This is a genomic window from Desulfobacula phenolica (genome assembly GCF_900105645.1).
Lineage (GTDB): Bacteria > Desulfobacterota > Desulfobacteria > Desulfobacterales > Desulfobacteraceae > Desulfobacula > Desulfobacula toluolica.
In genome coordinates this window covers 231,539-245,988 of sequence record NZ_FNLL01000005.1, presented here as the reverse complement: position 1 = coordinate 245,988, position 14,450 = coordinate 231,539, and the positions used below count along the sequence as shown (strand labels likewise).

Here is a 14,450-nt window from a genome sequence, read left to right as displayed (position 1 = left end):
TGTTATGAACCCCTTTGGAATCATTGGGATTCATCCAAAGGGGGGGGGAGTGTAAAAAATTAGGATTTAAGTTCTTTAATATTGCCAAAGAAGTCAAGGGCTTCTGGATTTTTTAAAGCATCCTTGTTTTTCACTTCTTTGCCTTCAATCATTTTTTTGACTGCCAGCTCGACTTTTTTCATGTTGAGCGTATAGGGAACGTCCGGGCATTCAATGATTTTAGCAGGCACATGTCTTGGGGAAGCATTGGCTCTGATGTCTGCCCTGATTTTATTTTGAAGTTCGTCAGTAAGATCAAATCCATTGGCAAGCTTAACAAAGAGGATAACCCTGATGTCATTGTCCCAGGATTGTCCCACAACAACAGAATCTTCAAGCTCTTCCATGGCATCCAGGCGACGGTAGATTTCTGCAGTACCGATCCTTACACCACCTGGGTTCAGTGTGGTATCCGACCGGCCGAACATGATCACACCACCATTTTCAGTGACCATGATAAAATCGCCATGAGTCCAGATTCCCGGATATTCATCAAAATAGGCAGAATGATATTTTGATCCATCCTCATCCCCCCAGAAAAAAATGGGCATGGAAGGGAAGGGTGCGGTACAGACAAGTTCAGCCTGTTTGCCCACCACGGGAGTTCCGGTTTCATCATAGGCATAAACCTTCATGCCAAGTCCACGGCATTGAAGTTCTCCTGTATAGACCGGACCCATTGGATTGCCTAATGCAAAACAGCCGTTAAGGTCTGATCCCCCGGAGATGGAGGATAGCTGGAGATCTTCTTTTATTTCATTGTAAATGAATTCAAAATTTTCATCAGATAAGGGTGAGCCGGTTGAAAGAACTGATTTTAAAGCAGACAGATCAAATTGTTGTCTGGGTTTCACGTCTGCATTTTTTAAAGCTTCAATATAGCCTGCACTGGTTCCGAAAATAGTTATTTTTTCATCCTGGGCCATTTTCCATAACGTATCAGGGCCGGGGTGGAACGGATTGCCGTCATAAAGAACAAGGGTTGCGCCCACACTCAAGGATGTGGTCAGCCAGTTCCACATCATCCAGCCACAGGTGGTAAAATAAAAAATGGTGTCTTCTTGTTTCAAGTCCGTATGCAGAACCAATTCTTTTTTCTGGTGTAAAAGTACACCTCCCACACTTTGCACCATGCATTTGGGCAGTCCGGTTGTTCCTGAAGAATACATTATATAAAGCGGATCATCAAAATTCATCTGCTCGAATTTGATTTCAGTGGCATCAGGATCTTTGAAATCCTTGAAGGGGACAGCATTTGGTAAAGAGCTTATATCCGCTTCTTCTGATACATAGGGAATTACAACAATTTTTTCAATGGAGGGGATTTCCTTGACAATGCCGGCAATTCTTTTGATGCTGTCCAAAGGTTTGCCCTTAAAAAAATATCCGTCAGCCGTAAACAATACCTTGGGCTGGGTTTGGCCGAACCTGTCCAGAACCCCTTTGATACCAAAATCAGGAGAGCAGGAAGACCAGATTCCACCCAGGCTTGTGGTGGCCAGCATGGCAATAATACTTTCGGGCATATTGGGAACAAAACCAACAACCCTGTCGCCTTTTTGTATGCCAAGTGCTTTTAATGAGGCTGCTGTTTTTGCCACTTCATCATAGAGCTGATTATAGGTCAGGGTTCTTCGAACAGAATCTTCACCTCTGAAGATCAAGGCTATGTTATCATTTCTGAATCGTAAAAGATTTTCTGCAAAATTCAGTTTGGAGTTAACAAAAAATTTTGCGCCCGGCATTTTGGTAGGATCATCAATGGCCTTGTCATAAGATCTTGAGGCCTTGATATCGATAAAATCCCAGGTGGTTGACCAGAAATCCTCAATATTGTCCACTGACCATTCCCAAAGAGAAGGATAGTCTTTTAAATCCTTGTTGAATTTTTCATTCACAAGTTTCATGAACTGATACATATTGGTATTTTTGATTCTTTCTTCTGACGGCTGCCATAAGAGTTTTGACATGAGTATTGCCTCCTTATTCATAGAGAACAGCAAGTATGGTGACTTTTTCGATTGTTGCAATGATGGAATGGGGAAATAGTGTATAGCAGGCAGCACCCACTGTTTTTATTTCCCCATTCCATATTGTCAGCTGCTATAATTTTTTGCAGCCTCATATCCCATTTCAAAAGCGTTAAGGTTCATGTCTAAAAACGCTTTTTTTGTCCTTCTTTTAATGGCCTCTATCACATTTTCCTTTGTAAAACCAAGTCCGCCTGACTGGACCAGGGCACCCAAAAGAACAATATTGACACTCATGGGGCTTCCGGCTTCTTTGGCAAGCTTCATTGCATCAATGGCAACAAGGCTTGCACATTTTTCTTTGAGCAGGTTTTTTACATTTTCAACATCAGGGTAAACCCCCTTGCCGATGGATACGGTAAAAGGCGGTAGGGTTGCCGTATTGGTGATAACTTTTGTGTTCTTGCTGCACCGGTTTAAGGCTCTCAATGTTTCAGCAGGTTCAAATCCCATCAGGATATCTGCCTCACCGTCTGAAATAATAGAACTGGTTGCATCTCCAAAAACTATGGCTGATTCAACAACACCACCCCGCTGGGCCATTCCGTGTATTTCGCTCATTCTGACCGGCACGCCTGAAATCAGTGCCGCCTCACCCAATACCTTGGATGCCAGAAGATTGCCCTGGCCGCCCACAGCTACGATGATTAATCTGGTTGTTTCCATTGTTTATATGATCCTCTTTTTAAAGGTTATTTTTTTAAAGGCGTGATCGCATTTTCAGGGCATATCTGGGCACAAACCGCACACCCTACACAGGTATCTGCATCAATTTTCACCTTGTCGTCTTCAAGATAAAAGGATGGACAGGCAATGGTGTTGATGCAATCCTTGTGATCCACACACTTGTCGGAAACCTTGAATGCTCTGGGCTTGAGCAATTTCAAGCTTTTTGCATATAAAGCACAAGGTTCCTGGGATATAATAACGGAAACACCTTTGTATGCCAGGGCTTCCTTGATGGTTTCGATGCTCTTTTTCACCTTGAACGGTTTGATGATGGAAACATGTTCCACACCAAAGGCCCTGACCACTTTTTCGATATTCACCCGGCCGAATCCGTCCAAGCCGAATCTTTCCATGTCCACGCCAGGATGGGGCTGGTGTCCTGTCATGGCCGTGATGTCATTTTCAAGGATGACCAGGGTGAAATTGTGGTTGTTGAATACGGCATTGACAAGTCCTGTCATGCCTGAATGGAAAAAGGTGGAATCGCCGATAACCGAGACCACTTTCTGATCCGTGGCCTGTCCGAAGCCGCAGGAAGAACTGACCGAAGAACCCATGCAGATCACAAAGTCACCCGTACTTAAAGGCGGCATAAACCCCAGAGTATAACAGCCGATGTCATTGGGGCAGATGATATCCATGTCTTTGGCTGCCTGCTGAATCTCATAAAAGGTTGCCCGGTGTGAACACCCTGAACAAAGATTTGGCGGACGCATGGGAATTTCAGGAACATTGTCGACAGACAGTTTTTCTGTTGGTGTGTACTCAATACCAAAGTAATCAGCCATATTTTTTCTGACCATGGCAGGATCATATTCATAGAGGCGTGAGAACAATGCTTCTGATTTGCCACTAATGGGTATGATTATCCCGGCCTCCTGGGCAAAGGCTTTTACAGCTTCCTCCATGAAAGGTTCACCTTCTTCGATGATAAGGACTTTTTCGCAATCTGCCAGAAAATCTTTGATCTGTTTTTCCGGCATGGGGTTGGAAAATCCCAGGCGTAAAATTTTTGCATCGTTTTCAATACCAAGATCTTTTACGGCATCCTGAGCATAGTGATAGCTGACACCATTGGCAATAATACCAAATTTTCCAGATCCTTCAATCAAGTTAAACTCGGAGGTTTCAGCAATGCCTTTTGCTCTGTTCATCTTTTCAAGCACTTTGACATGAAGTTGCCTTGAGACCACCGGAACAGTAACGCATCGGCCCGGATCTTTTTCAAATCTGCCTTTGGTTTGCATTGGTTTTATATCACCAAAGGTCACATAGGCATTGGAATGGTTGATTCTGGTAGTGGTTCTTAACAGTACCGGCTGATTGAGTTCCTCTGAAAGTTCAAATGCATACTTGATCATCTCTTTTGCTTCAGGTACGGATGAGGGTTCAAGCATGGGCAGATTGCCGAATTTTGCATAATAACGGTTGTCCTGCTCATTCTGGCTTGAAAACATGGACGGATCATCAGCTGTCAGGATCACCATGCCGCCGGTCACTCCGACATAGGCCAGAGTCATCAGAGGATCAGCCGCAACATTTAATCCCACATGTTTCATCATGCAAAAGGTCCGAAGTCCTGAGTTGGCAGCAGCAGCCGCCACTTCCAGGGCGACTTTTTCATTGGTGCTGTATTCAAAATAGAGGTCTGATTCCTGAGACATCTGAAAAAGATTCAAAGAAATTTCAGAAGAAGGGGTGCCCGGATAAGTTGTGGCAAATGCCACACCTGCCTCAACAGCACCTCTTGCGATGGCTTCATTCCCCAGGAGCATGATTTTTTCACCCGGGCTGTCATTCAATAATTTGTGCATCTGTTCTCCTTAATTTAAAAGCTGTTTATAATCACTATGAATATAACTTTTCCACGTCTTCAATGATTAACGTCAATATCCAGTTTCCTGAGTTCCCTGTATCTTCGTTCGCCCTGTTATTTCAATCGTATCAAAATAAACTTTTTAGCCGGTTATATTAAACCGCAGGGTGAATGATCGCATATCCTTTGTTTTTAGACTAATCAAATCAGCATGTTTTTGTCAAGAGTTAATTTTAATTTTATAAGGAAAAATTTTAAATTTTCATAACTATCGAAACCATATACCTTGATATTAGCTTATTTTATAAGTAAATTATATAAAAACACCTTATTTTAATTTAATTTGTCATCTGTTGCGATATCCATAACAAGACCTGTTTTTATAGGTGTTTTGCTATGCTTTTGCTCCATACTGCGGTTTTCGCTATCCCGGCATTGCTTTATCATTCGTTGTCTGTTTTTATCGGCTTAGGGTGTGCAGTTGTTTGGAAAACCCTATAAAAAGTTTTACTTTTCATTCGTATTAAGGTAGATTTTTTAAGAACCTACAATTTTGCTTGTTCATTTTTTTTACTCTTTTTCAGCTGCCTCTTTTTCAGCCCCTTTTTGTTTTTAATCCTATTATGCTTGGAGTTTTTTTTGTTATGAAAATTTTTTTTCTAATACATTGTATTAAATTGCCGTTTTTATGCCTCCTCAAGGTGTTTTAATTGTTGGGGAGGCATGAAGATTATTTTGTGTGATTAAGCCTAAAAAGAGCCATATGAAAGGAGATTGGAAATGATTCTAAAAGAAATAGACCTTTTTAAAGGAATAGATTATGCAATAATGGAGCAGATAGCAGATATCTGTGTTGAAGAGATTTTTAAGAAGGATGACCGGATATTTGAAAAAGGAGAGGTTGCCGATTGTCTTTATATTCTTGTGGAAGGAGGTCTTAAACTGGTGGTTGAAAATGGAGCTTCGCTGAATTTCAGCTTAACTGAACCCGGAACAATATTTGGCTGGTCCAGCATGGCAGAGTCAGGAAAATATACATCTTCCGGAGTCTGTGCAACTGACTTGAAAACCGTTAAGATTGATAGGAATAAATTGGATACTATTTTTAAACATCATCCGGAAGCCGGTTTTCAAGTTCTGCGCAGGCTGATGGACGTGTTTTCAGACAGGCTTTTAAATGCATATCGGGCACATTTGGATTTGCTGGTTTCCAAGGGCTCTCAAACAAAACCGTCTTATGGTTAAAAGACGATTTTTTTTGTTCCCATGGTCGGGTTGTGGTGCTTCAGACCGGACGATTAAAGCCTTCCGGTCCTGCCGTTAGTGGTGTGCTGTATTAATTTAAAGCCTGCAAGTTTGAACCCTGTGAATTTGAACCTGGCGGATGAATTCAAAGAACAAGGAAAATAGCTGAAAAAACAAATTGAGATTAAGTGTTGCCAAGCAGCATCTGACAAAGATGTTCGCTTAAAAACATAATTGATTCAATGTCAAGGTGTTCAATAATGGTTTCGTCAAATAAGAGTTTTATGTCTGCTTCAAATCCGTCCTCTTCGTCCCGGAATAAAAGGATTACCGGGATTTTTGGAAATGCTGTAAACCGGAAGGCAAGATCACAGGATTCATATTGGGCAGTAACATTTTCTCCGCCTGAATTTTCACACGCTTGTTTGAGTTCAGTTCTATGGGATGCAAATGCTTTTTTAAGCGGGATTTCCACATTCTTTTCCATGGAAACTATTTTTGATACGGTATTGGGAAACTCCTTAAAGCTTTTCATTTTCCCTGCCGGATGGGATGATCCTCCCTGGGCCATATGGATATAAACAAATGTCTGCTCATTGCGGGTAAGTTCGTTGCCTGATGCATCCCGGACGCTGTCTTTGGTTATCAGGAGAATTTTATTGAAGCAGGGAAGGGTGATCTGATCCATATCGTCAACGGTTGTTACCTTTGCTCCAATCCGGGATGCAATATCTTTTAATTGCATTGAGACCACCCGTTTTTTTGCCCATTCAAGGGCCTCTTTTGCCATGTCTTTTTTCAGCCATTTACCTTCTTTATATTGTTGTTCAAGCTCTTTTTGGGCTGGCTTCAAGATTTCCAGGGCAATGTGCGGGCAGTTTTTTAACGGATATTTTTCAGATACCACCATTCCGGCAAAAGCAAGGCATGTGGGGTATCCACACTCTTTACAATTTGTTTTCGGCAGGACTTTTACATAAAGATCTACAACAGAAAGTGCCATGGTTGTTTCCTCCTCTCTCAGATAAAATTTGGTAAAATTTAATACAAGAAGCCAGGAAGAAAAAAGTATTTTGTCTAAAAGACAATCTGTCTGGCGATTATAATCAATTTTTATAATAAAATCCCGACAAATTCAATCGTGATTTTTAATTTTTGTTGTGGGCAAACTTTTTATTGTGGGCAAACCAGGACGCAATATCAGAATGCAATACCAGGTTTGCCCGTAGCAGTTACTCTTTTGAAAAATCTTCTTTCCCGGCACCGCAAATAGGGCAGACCCAGTCTTCGGGAAGCTCTTCAAACGTTGTTCCAGGATCAATACCGTTATCGGGATCTCCGTCTGCCGGATCATACACATAACCGCAAAGGTCACATACATACCTGTCCATAATACATTCTCCTTTTTAATAATTGATTAATCATATTACATTTATACTTAAGCATAGAATTAATATGCTTCATCCATATCAAGATCTTCCTGTGTGACAGGCTCCTTGAAAAAATGATAGGCCCAGGCCTGATAAATAATGACAATGGGAATAAATACCAGGACAACGCCCAGCATGATTTTTAATGTTAAGGGGCTTGATGATGCGTTGAATGCAGTTAATGAAAATGCTTTGTCCATGCTGGAGGGAAAAAGTGCAGGAAAAAGTCCGATAACTCCAAAGAATATCGCGCCCACAATCGTTAATGCTGATGCAAACCAGGCTTTAAAAAAAAGTTGTTTTTCAATGAAAAAACGGGTTGCAAATAGTGCAGCAACTGTTGCAAGGATCACAAGGAACAGGGCAGGAGTTTTAAAATAATTTTCATAAAGACTGGTTGTAAAATAACTTGCGATCAGAAAAATTACGGCAACAGGAACCAGAAAGAGCCATATTTTTTTAGATACCAAAATGGATCTTTCCCTAAGCTCCCCCGTGGTTTTGATGTTGAGCCAGTTTGCACCATGCTGCAAAAATAACAGGACAAATAAAACACCCCCCAAAAGCCCGTAAGGGTTGAGCAACTTTAAGGTGTTGCCATGATAAATGCCATCGCCGTCAAAGGGGATACCCTGAAAAATATTGGCAAATGCAACTCCAAAAAGAAGAGCCGGTAAAAAACTGCCAAGGAAAATAAAAGTATCCCAGAGTTTTTTCCAGCCGTTACTTTCGATTTTTCCCCTGAATTCAAAGGCTACTCCCCTGAAAATTAGGGCAAATAAAATCAGCATCAAAGGGGTATAAAGGGAAGAAAACATTGTGGCATACACTTGGGGGAATGCTGCAAAGGTGACGCCCCCGGCAGTGATCAACCAGACTTCATTTCCGTCCCATAACGGGCCTATGGAATTGATCATGACTCTTTTGTCCCGGTCTGATTTGCCAAGAAAAGGATACAGTGTCCCGATTCCAAAATCAAACCCGTCCGTCATAAAAAATACAGCCCATAAGAGTCCCCACAAGTAAAACCAAGTATATTGAAGTAACATATTTAAACTCCTGTAATGTTTTGATATAAAAGTTTTAGCAAACCAAATCGCAACTTTCATTATTTGTTGTGGCAAATTCGGGTCAAATACCCAGTATGCCCTTGGCAGTTATTTGGTTGCAGCGGCCTCAGGGCCTTGTTTGGCATATTTGCTGATCAGATAAAAGCCCAGGGCCCCTAACATGCCATAGACGATAATAAAACCGATCAGGGAAAACAGAACCTGGTTTCCGGCAATTGGGGATACGGCATCTGATGTTTTAAGAACTCCATAAACTATCCAGGGCTGTCTGCCGACCTCTGAAACCACCCATCCCATTTCTATGGCAATATAGGGCAAGGGAATGGAAAACAGCATCCATTTCAGATATGTGGGGCTTTCCATGAGCTTGTCTCTTTTGAACCATCCGTAAATGGTCAGCAGGATCAAAAGTGTGCCAATTCCCACCATTGTTCTGAATCCGATAAAAGTGGGCAGAACCGGCGGACGTTCATCTTTGGGAATGTCTTTGAGTCCGATAACGGTTGCATTAAAATCATGAAACCCTAAAAAGCTCAGGATGCCGGGGATTGAGCCAATCTCAATCAGATTTTTTTCCCGGCTTTCATCGGGTATGGCAAACAGAACAATGGGTGCCCGGGTCTGGGTTTCCCAGTGGGATTCCATGGCAGCCAGCTTGGCGGGTTGGGTTTTAGCAACGTTGACACCGTGAAAATCGCCAACCAAAGCCACTATGATTGAAGATGCAAGGCCAACAAAGAGAGCTATTTTGAAAGAACGGGTGAAAAGATCGATTTCCTGCTTTTTAAGCAGGTGATAGGCAGAAATTCCCATAATGAAAAACGAGCTGACCAGAAGGCCGGAAGGAAGAACATGTAAAATTTCAAGAATGCCGTGATAATTAAAAAGAACAGCAAAAAAATCAGTCAGTTCTGCTCTTCCGTTTCTGATGGTATAGCCAACCGGATTTTGCATGAATCCATTGGCCGTCAGTATCCATATGCCGGATAGGTTACCTGCTGCTGCAACAACCCACATAACGCCTGCATGGGCTTTGGCTGACATTTTTTTCCAGCCGAAAATCCAGATGCCTATGAACGTGGATTCAAGAAAAAATGCAACAGATGCCTCAATGGCTAAAAGTGAGCCAAATACATCCCCCACATACTCGGAATATCTTGACCAGTTGGTTCCAAACTGGAACTCAAGGGTGATGCCTGTGACAACACCTAAGGCAAAATTAATTAAAAAAAGTTTGCCCCAGAATTTTGTCATTCTCAAATAGACCTCTTCCCCGGTTCTTGCATACTTTGTTTCCATGTAGGCAATTATAACTGAAATTCCAAGGGTCAGGGGTACAAAAAGAAAATGGAACATGGTTGCTGCGGCAAATTGTAATCTTGATAGAAAAACCGGGTCCATACATTCCTCCAATTAATAGTTGTTTTGATTTGCTTAAAAAGCTTTTTTTATGTTTTTTCAAAAATAGCAAATAATATGCCATACAAGAAAAACGAGGTTGAAATAAAATGTTTAAAAGATGAATATCAGAACATTAAATGATTTTCAGGCTTATGGCAAGGGCGTTTTAGATTATTGGATCAATTTTGTAGTTATCTTGGTTTCAGAGTGTCCCATAGTAAAAATTCAATCAAATCCGTATCAGGAAAGCAAGGAATTTGAAACAATAGTGTGTCGGCTGTTTTCTTGAGACATAAGTAATTTGTATATAATAAAGTTATGAATGTATAACTTTTTATATGAAAGTCTTGAAAAATTCAAGCGGCAATTTTTATGTTTTGTTGTGGCAGGCAATTTGTCAAGGCTGTTACTGCGTATTGTCAGGGAGGATGAGGGGGTTGGTTTAAGACGGCGGCAGGAATAAAGATTCCTGCCGCCGTCTTTTTATTTCTTTCGGGTGGCCTGGGTTTCCCAGTCGGCAATTTTTGTGGTCTCGTAAATCTCTTCCCATCCTGTTATCATACCTGCTATATGGCTGAAAATCGAATGGCCAGTGGTTGTCATATAAACATGAATGATCAAAAAATTTAACAGAAAAAGTGCAATTAACATGTGCATAACGGCAAGAACTTCCAGGGGAAGGGCACCTGACAGATCATTATACAGATAGTATAGTAATCCTGTTATCATCTGTACCGGCAGCAGCAGGGCGGAGATTCCCAGATATGCCAGCCGCTGCAGCGGGTTATGCTTTGCCCCTTTTGATTTTTGAACCGGATGGGGTTTTCCCTGAAATATATCCCAGGCATAGTACCGGATGACCAGAAAAAGTCTTTTGGTTGTGGGAAGATATTGCTTCCATTCTCCTGTTGTCAGAAGCCAGAAGACAAAAAAGGCAAACATGATCAGCCAGGACAGGCCCGTAAAATTATGAACATTGACGGCTGTCTGAAAACCCATTAACCGGTATGTGCCGTGAATTTCAAGACCGGTAATAATCAGGCAGATGATCATCAGTGCCTGGAGCCAGTGCCACAACCGTTCAAACCGTGTGTAAAGATAAATTTTGATGATTTTTTTATCCGCCATTTAATCCTCCTTGCCGTTGCGTGTGAAAAACCGTCCCAGTCCATGGAGCAATACACCTGCCAAGGCGCCAAAAACGGAAATCCAGCCAATTGCATCAAAAAGATCGGATTTGTTTCGTCCCGGCAGATACAATCCTGTAATATTGGCAAGTCTGGAATTCTTTCTGGCATGGCATTGGGTGCAGTTTAATGCATTTTCTTTTGGTGCCACCATATGGGTGATGGGAAACGCATATGTGGTTTCCACATAATCAAATTCTCCGGAATAGGGAATGCCGATGGCTTTGTTGCCGTGTTCAATTGCATCATTCATGTCAAAGGTAGTCCAATATCCGTTTTTGCCTGAGAGCATAGGGGCCAGCATTTTTTTGTGGATTTTATCGTAGGGTTGCTTTCCCCTGTGGATTTTAAATGGAAAAATACGGGCTTCGGGATCATTTTTATCCCCCACCGGGTGGCTGACCTTTACGATTTGAGCCGGATCAATGATGTCATTGGCCGTGGTGCTGGTCAAAGAGCCGTTGAACCAGAAATATTCAGGCACTACATTTTTTTCCCATTTGAATTCGCCTTTAATGGATTTGTAAATCGCTTTTCCAAAAGGGCCTTTTTCCTCATAGGGTTTGCCGTCTTTCATTTTTCCAGCCTTGGACCAGTCCCACCACATCTTTGTTGGATTCACCCTTGCAAATGTTGGAATATGGCATGCCTGACAGGAAACTACATCTGTATGGTCATTCATTTTTGAATCGTTTTTATGAGGTTCGCTGCTATGGCAGGAGACACAGGTTATTTTGGGTGCCAGATCATCTTCGATAAGGCTTTTTCTTGTTTCAACGGCAGGGTTTGTATAGATCCGTCCGGCAATATGGTGGTCCACTGTTGTGTGGCACCTGGTGCAGGAAAAATCTTTACCGTCAACGCCCATATGTACATCCAGCATACGGTTGGGCTTGGTCAGGGAGGTGTCAAGGTCTCCATGCTTTACCCCGTCTCCGCCGCCGCCGGTAAAATGGCAGCTGCCGCAATTTTTTCGTGTGGGAAGCGTTACCTGGGTGGTTGCCTCTTTAACTTCCTGCTGAATGTCTTTTGCTATTTCTTGGGTTTCAGGATCATTGTCTTCTGAAAATGCCTTGATGTCTGAAAAAGCTTCTGTAAAATCAAATCCGGATGAATTATGGCATTTCAGGCAGTTGACTTCACCTTTTATTCCTTTTTTATTCCAGCTGGGATGGCATTTCAGACAGCCTTTATCTTCCATGGCATTACCTGAAATACAAAAATTATTGACTGAGTACCCGGCCTTGCCGTAGCGTATATCGTTCTTGTCTTCCGAGGCAAGCCATGACCAGTGAATGGATTTGTGAAACTGGGTTGCAGCTTCGGAATGACAGGACAAGCAGGCTTGAGTGATTTCTTCTCCAGTTGTGAAATCTTTGTTTAAAGCCTCGATTTTTTTATGGTCAATCGTACTCCACCTTTTACTGCCTTTAACCGCCTGTCTGGCCAGTTTCCTTCCTAATGCCTCTTCACCGTTTTGGGGCGGTGATGCAATTGCAGCTTGAAATGGAAAAGAGTAAAAAAAAGTTATCGTTGCAATAACGACCAGGCAGCGTTTTATTAAATACCGTTTTTTCATTGGCATCTCCATGGATTTTTGATTTTTTTGTAAAAAGGGCGGGATAAAATCACCACCCTTTCTTTTTTTTTATATGAAAGTCTTAAAAAAATCACACAAACACACAGAGACTTCCAATTTTTGTTGTGGGTAAGCCAAGGCTAAATACCCAGGCTGACCGTTGCACTTACTGGCATTTTGCAGGTGTAGGTGAATCAGATGCATGATGATAGAAATATGAATAAATGTCAAGAATATCAGTGTCGGAAAGTGCTGCCCAGTTGTCCGTACACTTGAACTCGTCAAAGGTTTTATTTTCGAAAATATTTTTCCATTGCCCCATGGTTTTGTCTGCAGGGCTTATGGTGGGGGTTGCGGATTCAATCATGCCTGCTGCCGCACAGGCTTTGAACACTTTGCGATAAGTGTATTTGCCTTTTCTTTTGTTGCCGTCAGGGCCTTGATAGGCAAATGCCATGGAAAAAGAAACGATTGAAAAGATAAGAACCGTGATGGTAAGAATACTTTTTTTAAACATGATATATCTCCTTTGTAGATTTTATTTGTTTGTATTTTCGACCTTATTTGGGTTTTTTAATCTCAACAATTCCATTACTTTTGAAATCAATTTCAGCTTCAACATAGAAAACGTCTTTTAAAGATTCTCTCACATCTTTTGTCATGTAAAACGCCTCGCCGCTTCTTGCGCCGGTTGAACATACAAAAACAATGGGTTTGTCATCAGGAAAATTTTTGATCTTAGATTCAAGATTTTCAACCGGAATATTAACAGCTGTTTTAAAAGATCCTTTTGCAAATTCATCAGCATCTCTTACGTCAATGAGCATTATGGATTCAGGGTTTTTCGCAATAATGGATTTGAATCGTTCAATATCAATCGAACCTTCAATCTCCCCGGCTTTTACCTGAACAGTCTCATTGGATGCGCCATATGTTTTTTTCCATTCAGGATAGCCTTTGGCAAAAACAGAGACATTTGTGTATCCCATTTCAATCGCTTTTACGGCTGATTTATGGCTTAACCTGCATTTAAGGCCTCCGCAATAGAAAATAATCGGAGTATTCGGATCTCTGGGCAGTTTTCCTTTAAGGGCATCAAATTTTGAAAAGGGAATATTTATTGCCGTAGGAATATGGCCTTTGACAAACTTGGTTTCCTGTGGTCTGGCATCTATGATTACGGTCTTGTTTTCAGTTATCTGTTGTGCCACATACCCGGCGCTTACGGAAGGATAATTTCCTTTAAGGCTTATCCATTCGGGATATCCTTTTGCATAGACTTTAACGTTTTTATATCCTGACTTTTGAGCTTTTTTAGCAGATTTGTGGCTGAGTTTGCATTTAAGCCCCTGGCAATAATAAATCAACAGGGCATTTTTGTCTTTTGGCAGAAGATCAGTTTTTTGGTCAAATTCTGAAAACGGGATGCTGACTGCACCTGGGATATGACCTTTTACATATTTCCCCTTATACGGTCTGGCGTCAATAATCATAACGTTTTCAGGCATTGGAACCGACATGTGTGCTTTTACAAATTGGGAATCAACGGTATCATGAAACATCCATGACATATCTTCTTTGGCTGTTTCACTGGTTTTGATCGAATTTGTTGCAGTACATCCTGTTAATAGAAAAATGCCTGTCACCAAGGTCAGAATAAAAATGTTTGCCTTGTTTTTTTTCATGGAATCTCCTTAAGGTTTTATCGGTTTAAGTTCGTGTTATGAATGTTACCATTTAAGTTTTTTTTGTTTCTATTTTTTGTTTCGTTTTAGTTTGTTTACATTAAAGCAATGCGTGTGCCGTAGTATAAAATATTCATTTATGATTGTTGTAACTGTTTAAATTAAAAGAATAATTATGGGTAATATTTTTATTTTGCCGTGGGATATTAAGTGGCTTTATTGTAAATGTGTTAATTGTG

At 41.3% G+C, this 14,450-nt stretch carries 12 protein-coding genes; 1 reads left to right on the top strand and 11 read right to left on the bottom strand.

Annotation, left to right across the window (positions count from 1 at the left end; all coding sequences use genetic code 11):
• Window positions 1-59: 59 nt before the first annotated feature.
• From BLT94_RS10090 to iorA, 3 genes are all read right to left on the bottom strand, one after another.
• Window positions 60-2,009 carry an acetoacetate--CoA ligase gene (locus BLT94_RS10090; RefSeq protein ID WP_092233540.1) on the bottom strand — a complete coding sequence of 650 codons (1,950 nt, stop codon included), beginning with the start codon at window positions 2,007-2,009 and terminating at the stop codon, window positions 60-62.
• Between the two features lie 126 nt (window positions 2,010-2,135).
• Window positions 2,136-2,735, bottom strand: coding sequence for an indolepyruvate oxidoreductase subunit beta (locus tag BLT94_RS10085; protein ID WP_092233537.1), 600 nt, complete (start codon window positions 2,733-2,735; stop codon window positions 2,136-2,138).
• 26 nt (window positions 2,736-2,761) lie between these two features.
• Window positions 2,762-4,612 carry an indolepyruvate ferredoxin oxidoreductase subunit alpha gene (gene iorA, locus BLT94_RS10080; protein WP_092233534.1) on the bottom strand — a complete coding sequence of 617 codons (1,851 nt, stop codon included), beginning with the start codon at window positions 4,610-4,612 and terminating at the stop codon, window positions 2,762-2,764.
• 782 nt (window positions 4,613-5,394) lie between these two features.
• On the opposite strand from iorA, the gene BLT94_RS10075 reads away from it, so the two are divergent.
• Entirely contained in the window at window positions 5,395-5,859 is a 465-nt protein-coding gene (locus tag BLT94_RS10075; RefSeq protein WP_092233531.1) for a Crp/Fnr family transcriptional regulator, read from the top strand.
• A 184-nt stretch (window positions 5,860-6,043) separates the two neighbouring features.
• On the opposite strand, the gene BLT94_RS10070 is transcribed toward BLT94_RS10075, so the two are convergent.
• From BLT94_RS10070 to BLT94_RS10035, 8 genes are all read right to left on the bottom strand, one after another.
• The gene (locus BLT94_RS10070; RefSeq protein ID WP_092233528.1) at window positions 6,044-6,862 is read right to left on the bottom strand and encodes a DUF3786 domain-containing protein; all 819 of its coding nucleotides are present in this window, start codon (window positions 6,860-6,862) and stop codon (window positions 6,044-6,046) included.
• 229 nt (window positions 6,863-7,091) lie between these two features.
• Window positions 7,092-7,250 (bottom strand): rubredoxin, encoded by a 159-nt coding sequence (gene rd, locus BLT94_RS10065; RefSeq protein ID WP_083863545.1) that lies wholly within the window; start codon window positions 7,248-7,250, stop codon window positions 7,092-7,094.
• 59 nt (window positions 7,251-7,309) lie between these two features.
• On the bottom strand, window positions 7,310-8,338 hold the full coding sequence (gene cydB, locus BLT94_RS10060) for a cytochrome d ubiquinol oxidase subunit II (protein WP_092233526.1): 1,029 nt from the start codon (window positions 8,336-8,338) through the stop codon (window positions 7,310-7,312).
• Between the two features lie 108 nt (window positions 8,339-8,446).
• Window positions 8,447-9,760, bottom strand: a complete 1,314-nt coding sequence (locus tag BLT94_RS10055) for a cytochrome ubiquinol oxidase subunit I (protein ID WP_092233523.1) — start codon at window positions 9,758-9,760, stop codon at window positions 8,447-8,449.
• Between the two features lie 483 nt (window positions 9,761-10,243).
• The gene (locus BLT94_RS10050; protein WP_092233520.1) at window positions 10,244-10,888 is read right to left on the bottom strand and encodes a cytochrome b/b6 domain-containing protein; all 645 of its coding nucleotides are present in this window, start codon (window positions 10,886-10,888) and stop codon (window positions 10,244-10,246) included.
• Window positions 10,889-12,526 (bottom strand): tetrathionate reductase family octaheme c-type cytochrome, encoded by a 1,638-nt coding sequence (locus tag BLT94_RS10045; RefSeq protein WP_092233517.1) that lies wholly within the window; start codon window positions 12,524-12,526, stop codon window positions 10,889-10,891.
• Window positions 12,527-12,692: 166 nt separating this feature from the next.
• Window positions 12,693-13,043 (bottom strand): cytochrome c family protein, encoded by a 351-nt coding sequence (locus tag BLT94_RS10040; protein ID WP_092233514.1) that lies wholly within the window; start codon window positions 13,041-13,043, stop codon window positions 12,693-12,695.
• Window positions 13,044-13,086: 43 nt separating this feature from the next.
• The gene (locus tag BLT94_RS10035) at window positions 13,087-14,211 is read right to left on the bottom strand and encodes a rhodanese-like domain-containing protein (RefSeq protein ID WP_014957267.1); all 1,125 of its coding nucleotides are present in this window, start codon (window positions 14,209-14,211) and stop codon (window positions 13,087-13,089) included.
• Window positions 14,212-14,450 lie beyond the last annotated feature (239 nt).

What these genes read in the sequence shown, in the direction of transcription:
- BLT94_RS10090 (WP_092233540.1), bottom strand. Translation starts at nt 2,009, where the DNA reads ATGTCAAAACTCTTATGGCAGCCGTCAGAAGAAAGAATCAAAAATACC.
- BLT94_RS10085 (WP_092233537.1), bottom strand. Translation starts at nt 2,735, where the DNA reads ATGGAAACAACCAGATTAATCATCGTAGCTGTGGGCGGCCAGGGCAAT.
- iorA (WP_092233534.1), bottom strand. Translation starts at nt 4,612, where the DNA reads ATGCACAAATTATTGAATGACAGCCCGGGTGAAAAAATCATGCTCCTG.
- BLT94_RS10075 (WP_092233531.1), top strand. Translation starts at nt 5,395, where the DNA reads ATGATTCTAAAAGAAATAGACCTTTTTAAAGGAATAGATTATGCAATA.
- BLT94_RS10070 (WP_092233528.1), bottom strand. Translation starts at nt 6,862, where the DNA reads ATGGCACTTTCTGTTGTAGATCTTTATGTAAAAGTCCTGCCGAAAACA.
- rd (WP_083863545.1), bottom strand. Translation starts at nt 7,250, where the DNA reads ATGGACAGGTATGTATGTGACCTTTGCGGTTATGTGTATGATCCGGCA.
- cydB (WP_092233526.1), bottom strand. Translation starts at nt 8,338, where the DNA reads ATGTTACTTCAATATACTTGGTTTTACTTGTGGGGACTCTTATGGGCT.
- BLT94_RS10055 (WP_092233523.1), bottom strand. Translation starts at nt 9,760, where the DNA reads ATGGACCCGGTTTTTCTATCAAGATTACAATTTGCCGCAGCAACCATG.
- BLT94_RS10050 (WP_092233520.1), bottom strand. Translation starts at nt 10,888, where the DNA reads ATGGCGGATAAAAAAATCATCAAAATTTATCTTTACACACGGTTTGAA.
- BLT94_RS10045 (WP_092233517.1), bottom strand. Translation starts at nt 12,526, where the DNA reads ATGAAAAAACGGTATTTAATAAAACGCTGCCTGGTCGTTATTGCAACG.
- BLT94_RS10040 (WP_092233514.1), bottom strand. Translation starts at nt 13,043, where the DNA reads ATGTTTAAAAAAAGTATTCTTACCATCACGGTTCTTATCTTTTCAATC.
- BLT94_RS10035 (WP_014957267.1), bottom strand. Translation starts at nt 14,211, where the DNA reads ATGAAAAAAAACAAGGCAAACATTTTTATTCTGACCTTGGTGACAGGC.